Raw genomic sequence first — 13,283 nt, 5'->3', positions numbered from 1 at the left:
CGGAATCCCGCCCACGGCCCCTCTCCATCAAGCCATTGCCCAGCGGACGTTGAGCGCCCGCCCTGGCCGCCCCTCGGTCAGGGCTTGTCACCCACCCGGGAGCCGAGCGTGATGTCCACCGTGTTCGGCTTGCCGTCGCGCACATAGGTGAGCTTCACCGTCTCGCCCGGCTTGTACGTCCAGATCTCGCTGATCAGGGTCGGGCCGCTGTCGATCGGCTTGCCGCCGAACTGGGTGATGACGTCGCCCGGCTTGAGGCCCGCCTTGCCGGCCGGACCGTTGGGGTCGACCAGCTCGTTGGCGGAAGCGCCCTGCTCGGAGATCTTGGCGCCTTCGACCTTGGACTGGAGGTCCACCGAGACCGAGATGATCGGGTACACCGGCTTGCCCGTCTTGATCAGCGACTGGGCGACGTTCTTGGCCTGGTTGATCGGGATGGCGAAACCGAGGCCGATCGAACCGGCCTGGCCGCCGCCGAAGCTGCCGTTCCCGGCGGACTGGATCGCCGAGTTGATGCCGATGACCGCGCCGTGGCCGTCGAGGAGCGGGCCGCCGGAGTTGCCCGGGTTGATCGAGGCGTCGGTCTGCAGCGCGCTCATGTACGAGTTCTTGCCCCCGGAGCCGTCACCGGAGGCCACCGGGCGGCTCTTGGCGCTGATGATGCCGGTGGTCACCGTGTTGGACAGGCCGAAGGGAGCGCCGATCGCGATCGTCGAATCTCCGACGGCGACCTTGTCGGAGTCGCCGAGCGCCAGCGGCCTGAGTCCGGCCGGCGCGTTCTTGAGCTTGATCACGGCCACGTCGTAGCCCTGCGCCCGGCCCACCACCTCGGCGTCGTACTTCTTGCCGTTGGAGAAGGTCGCGGTCAGCTTGCCGCCGTTGGCCGCCGAGGCGACGACGTGGTTGTTGGTGAGGATGTGGCCCTCTTCGTCGTAGACGAACCCGGTGCCCGTGCCGCCCTCGCCGTCTCCGGCCGAGGCCTCGATGGTGACCACACTGGGGAGCGCGCCGGCCGCCAGGCCCGCGACCGAGCCGGGCTCGCGCTTGAGGTCCTTGGGCGTGCTGGCGGTGATCGTGGTCGAGACGGAACCGTCGTTGTTGCGCTCCGCCGCCCAGTAGCCGACGCCACCGCCGACACCGCCGGCCAGGAGGGCCGCGACGAGCACGGCCGCGATCAGGCCGCCCCTGCCCTTGGGTTTCGGGGCCGGGGACCCGTGCGCGGTCAGCGGCGCACCCCAGGTACCGCCGCCGTGTCCGCCATCGGCGCTGTACGCCGGGACGGTGGGGGGCGGCGGGGGCCAGCCCTCCGCGCCGTGCGCCCCAGGGGCGGGGGTCTGCCCGTGCGCGGCCTGACCGTGCGGGGCGTGCCCGTACGGGTCCTGCGCCCCCGGGGCCGGCGGGCCGTAGGCCGGAGCGGCGGGCGGCGCAGCCGGAGCGGTGTGCGGAAGCTGCTGGGTCGGCTCGGCACCGGCCGCGTGCGCCGGAGGCTGCCCCGCGGGCGCGTCGAAGGGCGCGGCCCCGGGCTCGGCGGCCGACGAGGGCTCGGGGGTGGACGAAGCGGCCAAGGGCACAGGGGGTGCGGGCGGGGCCGCGGGGGGCGTCGGGGCCGCGGTGCCCTCGTTCTCGGTGCTCACAGCGCTCTCTCCTCGTTCACACACACGGCTACTGGTGCTGGATATCTGGTGATACCGGTCCGACTGAACGTTCGACGTGCCGCACAAGTTCCAGTACAGAGCTTTTCCCATGACCCGTCAGAGCACTGTAAGCCGGACCTGTGCATCTCCGTCCATTCTTTATATCCGACATTTCACCCGCATTAGCAGTACTCACCCCGACGCGTGAGGCCCCTCGGTGGCACCATGACCCGGTGACCCATGCAACGCCGCACCCCATTCAGGTCGTCGCCCACCGCGGCGCCTCGGAGGATGCCCCCGAGCACACCCTGGCCGCCTACCGGAAGGCCATCGAGGACGGCGCCGACGGCCTCGAATGCGATGTCCGGCTCACCGCGGACGGCCACCTCGTGCTCGTCCACGACCGCCGGGTCAACCGCACCTCGAACGGGCGCGGCGCCGTCTCCGCCCTGGAACTGGCCGACCTCGCCGCCCTCGACTTCGGATCCTGGAAGGACCGCGAGGAGTCGCCCGACTGGGACGCCGACCCCGATCGCACCTCCGTGCTCACCCTGGAGCGGCTGCTGGAGCTGGTTTCCGACGCCGGCCGCCCGGTTCAACTGGCGATCGAGACGAAGCACCCCACCCGCTGGGCCGGACAGGTGGAAGAGCGGCTCCTCTTCCTCCTCAAGCGCTTCGGACTGGACGCCCCGGCCGCCGGGGGCCCGCACCCCGTCCGGGTCATGAGCTTCTCCCCCCGCTCGCTGCACCGGGTACGGGCGGCCGCTCCGACGATCCCCACCGTCTACCTCATGCAGTTCATCTCACCGCGGATGCGGGACGGGCGGCTGCCGGCCGGGGTGAGCATCGCCGGGCCGGGGCTGCGGATCGTGCGCAACCACCCCGGCTACATCCGCAGGCTCCAGGCAGCGGGCCACCCCGTACACGTATGGACCGTAAACGAACCTGATGACGTTCAGCTCTGCGCTGATTTGGGGGTAGAAGCGATCATCACGAACAGACCCCGTCAGGTTCTGTCACAGCTAGGGCGCTGACGTCCCGTTATGCACACCCGCCGCCTCCACCCCTCCCGTAACAGGGTGTGCACCGGCGCATCCGCTCCGCATCTGTCCGTCGTGAATGCGTCAGAGGGCCCGTCCGTGGCGGTTTCCGGTCCAGGCCATTGGGGCATCCAGATCATGGCGTGGGGCTAAGGAGGTTCCGGGGGTGGCGTTGGTGATGGCACAGGAAGTGCCCACGTCGTCGTGCATGGACGTACGCCATGGTCCTGCGGGCGTGGGCGAGGCGAGGCACCGGATGCGCAGAGAGCTGCGGATCAGCGGGGTGTCCGAATCGGTCGTGGACGACGCCGTTCTGATCCTTTCCGAACTGCTCAGCAACGCTTGCCGACACGGCCGGCCACTGGGCGCGCGGGAAGTAGGGGACGGGGAGATACGCGCCGCATGGGGCGTCGACAAGTCGGGGCGACTGACGGTCGAGGTCACGGACGGCGGCGGGCCCACCCGGCCGATCCCGTCCACACCCTCGGTCACCGCGCGGGGCGGCCGGGGGCTGAACATCATCAGCGCCTTGGCCCAGGACTGGGGTGTCCGGGACGGAGCGGCGGGTGAGGTCACCGTGTGGGTGATCGTCGCCTGTGGGACCCGGCACGAGGATTTCGCTACGCGCGTCGCATCCCCGGCGATCGACTTCATCACGGCCTTCGACGACCTCGACACCTGACGAGGGGCCGCGAACGGGTTACCGCGGGGGCCCCGGAAACGGGTCGCGGGATCCGTAGAGGCAGCCGGCTGCCGTCCGGGAGCGCACGCCGACCGTGCTCCCGGCCGCACCCCACCGGTTCCGGCGGTACCAACGGCTAGGCTCGCGCCCAGAACCCGCCGTACCGCCGCAACCGGGAGACACCCACGATGGCAAAGAAGCGCCCCGCCGCGAAGACCGCGAAGCCGCAGCTCCACAACGGGGAAATCCCGGTGGTGGGCGCCCGCGAGCCCTGTCCCTGCGGATCCGGGCGCCGCTACAAGGCCTGCCACGGCGCCGCGGCCGCGCACGCCGTCACCGAGCACGTACAGCGCCCGTTCGAGGGCCTGCCCGGTGAATGCGACTGGGTGGCGCTGCGCGAGCTCGTCCCCGCGGCCACCGTGCCGCTGGCCCTCAAGGACGGCCTGCCCGAGGGCGTCCCGTCCGTCACGCTGGTCACCGTACTGCCGATGGCGTGGCCGGCCCTGCGCCGCGAGGACGGTTCCGTCCTGCTCGGCCTCCAGAACGACTCGACCACCGGGGACCTCGCCCGGGACATGGCGGACACCCTGGAGCGCGCACTGACGGCGGAGCCGGGATCTCCGGTTCCGGCGCGCCGGGTTCCGGCCGAGGGTCCCCGACTTCAGGATCTCCTGGACACCGACGGCGTTTTCGAGCCGGTTGTGCACAGTGGCTTCGAATTCTGGATTCCGGATGCGGAGAGCGCTCAGAACGCCTCCCCGGAGGTCGCCGCCTCGCTGGAACGCGCCAACGCCGCCGCCATCCCGACGGTCAAGCTGACCGGCGTGGACGCCGCCTACTGGTGCGAGACCCCGGAGAAGAACCACCTGCGATGGGTCATGCCGCACCCCGAGGAGAAGCTGCTCGACGCCCTGGCGCGGCTGCACGCGGCCGGTACCTCCTCGCTCGGCGAGGGCACCAAGCTCGTCGGGTCGTTCCGCGCCCACGGTCTGATGGTCCCCGTGTGGGACCTGCCCACCGGGGTCTCCGCGGACGACGTGGAGAAGCCCGCCGCAGAGCTCGCGGAGCGCCTGGCAGCAGCCCTGGCGACGACCGCCCCGCTGACCCCCGAGGAGCGCCGGGCGCGCGGTGGCCTCACCAACCGTCAGGTGACGCTCAGCTGACCCCGGCGCACCCCCGCGGGTCCGGTGACCGGGGTCACAACTCCCGCTAATCGCCTGCAAATCGGTGTCTGAATATCAGAGATCGAATTTGCGTACAGGCGATCTCTTGTTACCGTTCTTGTAGCCCGGTCGCTGGTGCATCCCCCGTCGCCAGCGACCGGGCCCTTCATTTCCGGTGGTGCTCAACCGCCGTTCGGTGCCGGTGTGTTGCTCCCGGACCGCAGTAGCAGTGCACCTTCATCATCCGGAACTGCAAACTCCGTTACGGCCGAGTAGCCGTTCGCCGCGCCAGCCGATGCCTCCCTCGGCGTCTCGCACAGACCCGGCTCGTCCCCCGCGCCCACCGCGCAGCGGATCTGCACCGTGCGCCCCGCAGGCCCCATCACGGTCAGCACGGCGTCCAGCGCGCGGCCGCTGGTGTTGCGGTAGTAGCTGCGGCCCCAGGTGCTGCCCTCGCTCACCAGGACGCAGGTCTGGGCCTCCAGGCCGTGCGGCGAGGTGAGTTCCGGACCGCACCGCGCATCCGTACGCGGCTGCTCCGGCGGACCCGGTTGAGCCGGGCGGTCAGCGGCCCGCGCCTTGTCCGACGTGCGGGAAGGGTCGGAAAGGCCGAGCGACGAGAGCAGCCCGCCCGCCTTTCCGTCGCCCTGACCGGCGAAATCCGGCCCGGCGATCGCTCCTGCAAGCGGAAGCGACAAGATGATCAGCACACCGGCACCGATACCGATCAGGCGGAGATTCATTCGCCGAAGATAGCGATGCCGGAATGGGGCGCGGAGATCCCCGCGCCCAATTCCCCTGTAAACCGCACTCGCCGACACCCGTAAGAGTGATAGGGCAGGCGTGCGGCCTCAGTATGCGAGCCGGCTTCCGCCTCCGGGCGCCCCGCTGCTCGCCTCCACCAACGCGTGGACGAGCTCCTCGACCTCGGGCAGCCAGAGGCCCTCCGGCCCGGTCGACGGCTCCCGCTCCCAGTGGACCTGCCCGCCACCGGACGCCGGGGAGGGCGGCAGCAGCAGGTAGCCGCCCTCACCGTGGAAGCGCAGGGAGGACGGCACGTGGTCCTTGGCGTAGAGGAGTTCGCCGAGCCGCTCCAGCGAGTACGGCGCCACCAGGAGGGACCAGCGGGTGGGCGACGCGACGATCGGGCCCAGCCTCATGCCCTGCGCGTCCAGCCGTACGACGGCACGCGCGGCCGCGACGGCGGGGAGGCTGACCGCGCACGGCGCAGCGCCACCGGTGGCCATGAGGACCGGGGCGGCCGGCCGCCTGGCCCACCACCAGCCCACCATCCGCGGGTCGGTGGTCGCCGCGAGCAGGCCCGGGTCGAAGGGGTGCGCGCCGGGCACCACGCAGTCGGGGTCGGGGCAGGCGCAGCGGGCACTGTCGGCGCCGGCCCGGCCCACGCCGGGCAGTACGGGCCACCGCCATACGGTCGCGCAGGTCAGGGCCGCGTCGAGCAGGGAAGCGGCGTCGCCGTCCGGGTTCCGGGCGGCGGGAGAGGTCGGGAAACGGGATTTCAAGCAATCGCGGAGCCGCTGGAGACGCCTTCCGAGGATCTCGCGCATGAGCGCTCGTTCCTTTCCGTTGAACGCCGAGGGCCACATCACACCACGTAGTCGGTGTTTCACCACACGTACACGTTTCGCGTCACCGTCCGCCGGAGCAGGTTCACACGGTTCGTGCAGTTTTCTTACGGGTCCATCCAACGTACGGCGGGGCCGAGCGCAACACCGCCGGATGCCGAGACCGGCTGCCGCCGCTAAGGACGACGGCACGAGCCGGGCGGTTCCCGGCAGATGCCGGGAGGCGTCAACTGACCCCGGGCATCACCGTTTACGTACCCGGACCCGCTGGGACGCCCGCTCAGTCGATCGCAAAAACCGTCCGGTTCCGGCTTTTTCCGGCCAAGTTTTAGCCTTGGCCGGACAGCGAGTTGCGGCTCTGCGGACACCAGGATTCCCAGCCGGGCAATGCTGGACATCGCTCCTCGTGTGCGTGTAGATGTGGATCCATTGATGGCGGCGCAGCACGATCTGGGGGTTTGCGATGCTATATGGCGAATCGCACCAGGTGGAAAGGCGGACGCCATGAGCGCCTCGCATCTGCCGAAAGTGGCTGGAATCGATCCGGCAGTTACCGCGTCACCGCACACTGCGGCGCCCACCTCGGCCGCTGCCGCACGTACCGCCGCCCCCGTCCCGACCGTGCCGCCTGCCGCGAGCACCGTCATCCAGGACCGGCTGGCGGGCATGGTCTCCGACCTGACCACCCTCCACGAACTGACCGAACGCCTCGCACGGGCGGTCGATCTCGACGCCTCCTTGCGTGAATTCGTGCGTGCCGGCGCGGCGCTCGTCGGGGCCCGGCGCGGCCTGGTGGTCCTGGAGCCCTCCGACGGGCTCGGTCCGGCCACCACCATCGGCCTCGGGCTCGGGCGGGCGGACCTCGGCCACATCGAAACGGTGCCCCGCAGCGCCACCTCGTACGGCCGCATCCTCGACGGGCTACCGGACGCCCAGGGCGGCTGCGACGTGCTCCCGGAACCCGGTGCCACGGCCGGGTCGGGCGCGCTCGGCGCTCCCGTCGACCCCCGCCACCGCGAGGTCGCCGCCCGGCTGGGCTACGCCGCCAGCTACGCGCTGCCCCTGGCCGCGGAGGCGACCGGCCGGCTGGGCGCGGCCGTCTGGCTCTACGACGAGCAGGCCGAACCGAGCGAACGCCAACGCGACCTGGCCGGGCTCTACGTCCGCCATGCCGCCGAGCACCTCGCACGGATGATGGAGGTGGAACGCTCCCGCTCCCGGCTCGCCACCGTCGCCGAGGAACTGCTGCCCAGCCGGCTGCCCCGGATCGCCGGGGTACAGCTCGCCGCCCGGCACCACACCGGCCCGCGCGGCGGCGGTGACTGGTACGACGCGCTGCCGCTGCCCGAGGGTGCCATGGGGCTGGCCGTCGGCTCCGTCAGCGGTTCGGGGCCGAGCGCGGTCGCGGCGATGGGGCGCATGCGGGCCTCGCTGCGCGCGTACGCGGTCATGGAGGGCGAGGACCCCGTCGCCGTCCTGTCCGACCTCGAACTCCTGCTGCGGCTGACCGAGCCCGCGCGCTCGGCAACGGCCCTGTTCGCCTACTGCGAGCCGGCCTCCCGCAAGATGATCCTGGCCGGCGCCGGTCATGCCCCGCCGCTGCTCATCGGCGAGCGGCGCACCGAGTACGTGGAGACCTCCCTCTCCGCGCCCCTGGGAATGCTGGCCTGCTGGGAGGCGCCGAGCGTTGAGTTCGAACCCGCTCCCGGAGAAACGGTGCTGCTCTACACCGACGGGCTGCTGCGGCGTACCGGCGACCCCATGGACCGGGCCTACGCGCGGCTGCACGCCGCGGCCGCCGGGGTTCCGCGCAGCGCCCGGGACGACCCGGCGGCGATCTGCGACCACATCCTGCGCACGGTGTTCCCCCCACGGGACGGGGGCCCGGCGAGCGGCGCCGCCGGTGCGGACCCGGCCGAGGACATCGTGCTGCTCGCGGCCCGATTTGACTGATTTGTCACATGGCCCGACACGGGTCTTCCGCTCACCCATACGATGGATGAGGTCCACACCCGGTCCGTTCTGTCGTAGCTGAGGAGAAGACGTGGCTGACGAGCTCACCCCGGAGACCCCGGAAGAAGAGCAGCCCCAGAAGAAGCACAAGCAGCGCAAGAACGCGCTGTACCCGGGCGTCAGCGAGGAACTCGCGGAGAACATGCGTACCGGCTGGGCCGACACCGAGCTGCGCGGGCTGGAGCCGATCGCCCAGGCCTCGCACACCGCCGCGCGCCGGGCCGCCCTGTCCGCACGCTTCCCCGGCGAGCGGCTGGTCGTCCCCGCGGGCCGGCTGAAGATCCGCTCGAACGACACCGAGTACCCCTTCCGGGCGTCGACCGAGTACGCGTACCTCACGGGCGACCAGGCCGAGAACGGCGTCCTGGTGCTGGAGCCCACGGGCGAGAGCGGCCACACCGCCACCGTCTACCTGCTGCCGCGCTCCGACCGCGAGAACGGCGAGTTCTGGCTGTCCGGCCAGGGCGAGCTGTGGGTCGGCCGCCGCCACTCCCTCGCCGAGGCCGAGCAGCTCCTCGGTCTGCCCGCCAAGGACGTGCGCGAGCTGCCCGAGGCTCTGGCCGAGGCCACCGGCCCGGTCCGCTTCCTGCGGGGCCACGACACCGTCATCGAGAAGGCGCTGACCGACAAGGTCACCGCCGAGCGCGACGAGGAACTGCGCGTCTACCTCTCCGAGGCCCGCGCCGTGAAGGACGACTTCGAGATCGGTGAGCTGCAGAAGGCCGTCGACTCCACCGTCCGCGGCTTCGAGGACGTGGTGAAGGTCCTCGACAAGGCCGAGGCCACCTCCGAGCGCTACATCGAGGGCACCTTCTTCCTGCGCGCCCGCGTCGAGGGCAACGACGTCGGCTACGGCTCCATCTGCGCCGCCGGTCCGCACGCCTGCACCCTGCACTGGGTCCGCAACGACGGCGACGTGCGCTCCGGTGACCTGCTGCTGCTCGACGCCGGCGTGGAGACCCACTCCCTCTACACCGCCGACGTCACGCGCACCCTGCCGATCAACGGCACGTACACCGACATCCAGCGCAAGATCTACGACGCGGTCTACGAGTCCCAGGAAGCCGGCATCGCCGCCGTGAAGCCGGGCGCCAAGTTCCGCGACTTCCACGACGCCTCGCAGCGCGTGCTGGCGGAGAAGCTCGTCGAGTGGGGCCTGGTGGAGGGGCCGGTCGAGCGGGTGCTGGAGCTCGGCCTCCAGCGCCGCTGGACGCTGCACGGCACCGGCCACATGCTCGGCATGGACGTCCACGACTGCGCCGCCGCGCGGACCGAGGCGTACGTCGACGGCACGCTGGAGCCGGGCATGTGCCTGACCGTCGAGCCCGGCCTGTACTTCCAGGCCGACGACCTGACCGTGCCGGAGGAGTACCGCGGCATCGGCGTGCGGATCGAGGACGACATCCTCGTCACCGAGGACGGCAACCGGAACATGTCGGCCGGCCTGCCCCGCGCATCGGCCGAGGTCGAGGCGTGGATGGCGCGCCTCAAGGGCTGATCGGCCGTCGCACCGCGCCGATGGGCGGGTCCCGGTTGGGGCCCGCCCACCGGCGTACCGGGGGCCTTCGGGTCCCCGCCCCGGCAGGGGGGACGCGGCTACGAGACGCCGAGCAGTGCGCCCTCGCGCCACTTGAGGACCTTGTCGAAGCTGACCACCGCGCCCCGGCCCGGCCGGTTGCGGAAGCGGACGTGGTCGGAGAGTTCGGCGATCAGTCCCAGGCCCCGGCCGTGCTCCTTCTCCGACGGCCCCGCGGGCCGGGGTCTGTGCCCGGCGACCGTCGAGGCCGGGAAGCCCGGCCCCGAATCGGTCACCTCGATGCGGCAGTGGTCGCCGTCCAGATAGGCCGTGACGCGGTACTCGGCGCAGAGCGCGGGGTCGGGCTTCCCGGCGCAGGACGGGCCGGCCACCGGCCCGCCGTGCTCGACCGCGTTCGCGCACGCCTCGCTCAGCGCCACCGACAGGTCGAAACAGATGTCCGGGTCCACCCCCGCGGTCTCCATCGTCCCGAGCAGCAGTCGCCTGGCGAGCGGCACGCTCGCGGCGTCGCGCCTCAAGTGGAGAGACCACCAGATGCTCATACGGTTACCTATTGCCGCCCTCGGTCACCCGTAAGCCCCCGGCGGCTGCCGGAGCCCTCATTCGGCCGATGCGGCTCTGCGAGTGCCGGTGTATGCGCCCGTTCGCGGGCAGCAGGCGGTCCGCGGGCAGTCCGGGCAGCCGGCCGGGCCGGGCACCGCTTGAAGGGGCGCGCTCGAACCCCGCTCGGGCTCCCGTGGGGACGGATGGGATGTTCCGGACCTGCCGTATGGCGGTCCCGGGGGCAGTGCGATGATGGGCCGGCCATGACTGCCCCCCACGCGACGCATGCCGGAGCGGGCCTCCGGACGATACGGGCCGCGGTGTTCACCGCGGTCTGCGTCGTGTTGTCCGCGGTCGGGCACGCCCTGGCGTCCTGCGCCGCCGTGCCGTGGTGGGCCCTCGGCCTCGGCTTCCTCGCCCTCTTCGCGGTCACCGCGCCGCTGGCAGGACGTCGGCGTTCGCTGCCCGGCATCGCCGCCTCGCTCGCAGCCGGACAGCTGACCCTGCACGCGGTGTTCGGCCTCGGTCAGCACGGCGCCGCGGCGCCGGTCGACACCGCCTCCTCGGACTCCTCGCTCGCCGCACTCGCCGCGCAGCTGATCTGCGGGGGCAACTCCGTGCCGCCGAGTCCGGAAGACGCCCGGCTGATCCTGGAGACCGCCGGGCTGGACCCGGCCGCCATGGCTGCGCAAGGGCACCTGGCCCACGCGCACATGGCCCACGCCCCGCAGACCGCTCTGTTCAGCCCCGCCATGCTGCTCGGCCACCTGTTGGCCGCGCTCGCCGGCGGCTGGCTGCTCGGGCGCGGCGACGCCGCGCTGTTCCGGCTCGTCGAGCTGTCCCGGCTGTCCACCGAGGCGGATCCGGTACGTCCGCTGCGTACGGCCCTGACGCTGGTACGAGCCCTCGTGTCCGGGCTGCCCGGCGCCCCGGAGCGGGTGGCGCGGGCTCCCCGGGGCGAGGCGTCGTCCGAAGTCTCCACCGGTCGTGGAGCGCTCCAGCACACGGTGATCAGGCGCGGGCCGCCGACGGTGCTCACCCTCGCAGCCTGACACGGCACCTCCACTACCCGCGACATCAGGGGAGCACCGGTGCCGTGAACCCCGCGCGCGCCCGCACGCGGAGCCATGTCACCCCTGTTTCCCGTGGAGTGTTCCTGCCATGAAGACCTCTCGTGTCTCCTTCGCCGCCGCCCTCGCCGCCGGCGCCGTCCTCGTCCTCTCCGGTCCCGCCTTCGCCCACGTCGGCGTCCAGCCGGGCGAGGCCGCCAAGGGCGGCTACGCGGTGATCAACTTCAAGGTCCCGAACGAGCGCGACAACGCGTCGACCACGCAGCTGGAGGTCAACTTCCCGGTCGACCAGCCGCTCACCTCCGTCATGCCGCAGGACATCCCCGGCTGGACCGTGAGCGTCGAGAAGAGCAAGCTCGACAAGCCGCTGACCGTGCACGGCAAGCAGGTCAACGAGGCCGTCACCAAGGTGACCTGGAGCGGCGGCAAGATCGAGCCCGGCAAGTTCCAGCAGTTCCCCGTCTCCATCGGCAAGCTGCCCGACAACGCGGACCAGATGGTCTTCAAGGCGATCCAGACCTACGACAACAACGAGGTCGTGCGCTGGATCGAGGAGACCAAGGCGGGAGCTGCCGAGCCGCAGAACCCGGCGCCCGTCCTCAAGCTGACCGCTGCCGCGGCCGCGGACGATCACCACGACGACGATGCGAAGAAGACCGACGACGCCAAGGGCCACGAGGACGGCCACGCCGAGGCCGCCGCGAGCGGCTCCGACACGACCGCGCGCGCCCTCGGCATCGCCGGCATCGTGCTGGGCCTCGGTGGCGTCGCCTTCGGCTTCGTCTCGCGTCGCCGCGCCTCCTGACCGACGGGCCCCGCGGGCTCTGTCATTGAGAGACCATCCGAAACCCCGATCCCAGGGATCCCACCCCATGCGCACCACACGTGTGACGGTCGCCGCGTTCGTCGCGGCGGCCGCGCTCGCCCTCACCGCCTGCGGCGGTGAGCCGGCCAAGTCCAGCGGTTCGGTCACCCAGATCACCGGCACGGACAAGGCCGGATCGGCGACCGTCCTGGACCGCCCCTTCGACAAGCCGGACCTCGTCCTCACGGACACCACCGGCAAGCCGTGGAACCTGCGCGAGCAGACCAAGGGCCGTCCGACGCTCATCTACTTCGGCTACACCAACTGCCCCGACGTCTGCCCCTTGACCATGAGCAACATCGCGGTCGCCAGGAAGGCGCTGCCCAAGGCGGACCAGGACAAGCTCCAGGTCGTCTTCGTCACCACCGACCCCGAACGGGACACCCCCGAATCCCTCGGCACGTGGCTCAAGGCCCAGGACCCGTCCTTCATCGGACTGACCGGGGACTTCGCCACCATCCAGACCGCGGCGCGGTCACTCGGCATCGGTATCGAGGCCGCCAAGAAGGAGGCCGACGGCAGCGTCGTTTCCATGCACGGGGCCCAGGTCATCGCGTTCTCGCCCAAGACCGACGAGGGTTACCTCCTCTACGGCGAGAGCACCACCGTCGATGACTACACCAAGGACCTGCCGAAGATCGTCAAGGGGGAGAACCCGTGAACGCCCGCACCACCCGCACCATCGCCGCCGCGCTCTCCCTGACGGCAGCGCTCGCGATATCCGGCTGCTCCTCCGAGTCGGAGGGCAAGACCCAGGACGCCACTCCGAAGCTGACGGTCAGCGGCGCCTTCATGCCCGAGCCCGTCGACGACAAGATGGCCGGCGCCTTCATGGTCATCACCAACGACTCGAAGACGCCCGACAAGCTCACCGGCCTGACCAGCCCGCTCTCGGACGATCTCCAGATCCACGAGACCAAGGACCAGAAGATGCGGCAGGTCCCTTCGCTGGACGTGCCCGCGAACGGCCGCCTCAGCCTGGAGCGCGGAGGCAGCCACGTCATGTTCATGGGGCTCAAGAGCAAGCCGAAGGTCGGCGACAAGGTCAAGGTCGAGCTCAAGTTCGAGAAGGCCGATCCGGTCACGATCGAGCTGGACGTGAAGGACCGTACGTACACCGGGCAGAGCTCCAACGCCCACTGACGGACCG

The 13,283-nt window shown here is 71.3% G+C and carries 13 protein-coding genes; 9 read left to right on the top strand and 4 right to left on the bottom strand.

Features of this window, described 5'->3' with window-relative positions; all coding sequences use genetic code 11:
• Positions 1-77 precede the first annotated feature (77 nt).
• Positions 78-1,634, bottom strand: coding sequence for a S1C family serine protease (locus ACWGH1_RS12805; protein WP_453352378.1), 1,557 nt, complete (start codon positions 1,632-1,634; stop codon positions 78-80).
• Positions 1,635-1,867: 233 nt separating this feature from the next.
• On the opposite strand from ACWGH1_RS12805, the gene ACWGH1_RS12800 reads away from it, so the two are divergent.
• The 3 genes from ACWGH1_RS12800 (at position 1,868) to ACWGH1_RS12790 (ending at position 4,519) form a co-directional block, all read left to right on the top strand.
• Positions 1,868-2,668: a glycerophosphodiester phosphodiesterase gene (locus tag ACWGH1_RS12800; protein ID WP_453352377.1), complete on the top strand. Its 801-nt coding sequence runs from the start codon at positions 1,868-1,870 to the stop codon at positions 2,666-2,668.
• An 85-nt stretch (positions 2,669-2,753) separates the two neighbouring features.
• Positions 2,754-3,356 (top strand): ATP-binding protein, encoded by a 603-nt coding sequence (locus tag ACWGH1_RS12795; RefSeq protein ID WP_453352376.1) that lies wholly within the window; start codon positions 2,754-2,756, stop codon positions 3,354-3,356.
• A 188-nt stretch (positions 3,357-3,544) separates the two neighbouring features.
• On the top strand, positions 3,545-4,519 hold the full coding sequence (locus tag ACWGH1_RS12790) for a DUF5926 family protein (RefSeq protein ID WP_453352375.1): 975 nt from the start codon (positions 3,545-3,547) through the stop codon (positions 4,517-4,519).
• A gap of 182 nt (positions 4,520-4,701) precedes the next feature.
• On the opposite strand, the gene ACWGH1_RS12785 is transcribed toward ACWGH1_RS12790, so the two are convergent.
• Both ACWGH1_RS12785 and ACWGH1_RS12780 read right to left on the bottom strand, forming a co-directional pair.
• Positions 4,702-5,262 carry a hypothetical protein gene (locus tag ACWGH1_RS12785; RefSeq protein ID WP_453352374.1) on the bottom strand — a complete coding sequence of 187 codons (561 nt, stop codon included), beginning with the start codon at positions 5,260-5,262 and terminating at the stop codon, positions 4,702-4,704.
• A 108-nt stretch (positions 5,263-5,370) separates the two neighbouring features.
• Positions 5,371-6,087, bottom strand: coding sequence for a bifunctional DNA primase/polymerase (locus ACWGH1_RS12780; RefSeq protein ID WP_453352373.1), 717 nt, complete (start codon positions 6,085-6,087; stop codon positions 5,371-5,373).
• Positions 6,088-6,492: 405 nt separating this feature from the next.
• Between ACWGH1_RS12780 and ACWGH1_RS12775 the strand changes: the two genes are divergently transcribed.
• Positions 6,493-8,058 carry a PP2C family protein-serine/threonine phosphatase gene (locus ACWGH1_RS12775; RefSeq protein ID WP_453352372.1) on the top strand — a complete coding sequence of 522 codons (1,566 nt, stop codon included), beginning with the start codon at positions 6,493-6,495 and terminating at the stop codon, positions 8,056-8,058.
• A gap of 91 nt (positions 8,059-8,149) precedes the next feature.
• On the top strand, positions 8,150-9,616 hold the full coding sequence (locus ACWGH1_RS12770; protein ID WP_453352371.1) for an aminopeptidase P family protein: 1,467 nt from the start codon (positions 8,150-8,152) through the stop codon (positions 9,614-9,616).
• A 98-nt stretch (positions 9,617-9,714) separates the two neighbouring features.
• On the opposite strand, the gene ACWGH1_RS12765 is transcribed toward ACWGH1_RS12770, so the two are convergent.
• On the bottom strand, positions 9,715-10,197 hold the full coding sequence (locus ACWGH1_RS12765; RefSeq protein ID WP_453408671.1) for an ATP-binding protein: 483 nt from the start codon (positions 10,195-10,197) through the stop codon (positions 9,715-9,717).
• 264 nt (positions 10,198-10,461) lie between these two features.
• Between ACWGH1_RS12765 and ACWGH1_RS12760 the strand changes: the two genes are divergently transcribed.
• The 4 genes from ACWGH1_RS12760 to ACWGH1_RS12745 all read left to right on the top strand — a co-directional run bounded on the left by ACWGH1_RS12760 (position 10,462) and on the right by ACWGH1_RS12745 (position 13,276).
• On the top strand, positions 10,462-11,250 hold the full coding sequence (locus ACWGH1_RS12760; protein ID WP_453355701.1) for a hypothetical protein: 789 nt from the start codon (positions 10,462-10,464) through the stop codon (positions 11,248-11,250).
• A gap of 109 nt (positions 11,251-11,359) precedes the next feature.
• Complete coding sequence (locus ACWGH1_RS12755; RefSeq protein ID WP_453355702.1) at positions 11,360-12,073, top strand: YcnI family copper-binding membrane protein; 714 nt, start codon at positions 11,360-11,362, stop codon at positions 12,071-12,073.
• A 67-nt stretch (positions 12,074-12,140) separates the two neighbouring features.
• On the top strand, positions 12,141-12,794 hold the full coding sequence (locus ACWGH1_RS12750) for an SCO family protein (protein WP_453355703.1): 654 nt from the start codon (positions 12,141-12,143) through the stop codon (positions 12,792-12,794).
• Complete coding sequence (locus ACWGH1_RS12745) at positions 12,791-13,276, top strand: copper chaperone PCu(A)C (RefSeq protein ID WP_453355704.1); 486 nt, start codon at positions 12,791-12,793, stop codon at positions 13,274-13,276. Before ACWGH1_RS12750 ends, ACWGH1_RS12745 begins: the two co-directional genes overlap by 4 nt.
• Positions 13,277-13,283 lie beyond the last annotated feature (7 nt).

The sequence above is a fragment of the Streptomyces sp. NPDC054883 genome, from assembly GCF_053610645.1.
The sequence above is the reverse complement of the archived record's forward strand: the minus strand, read 5'-3'. Positions and strand labels throughout refer to the sequence as shown.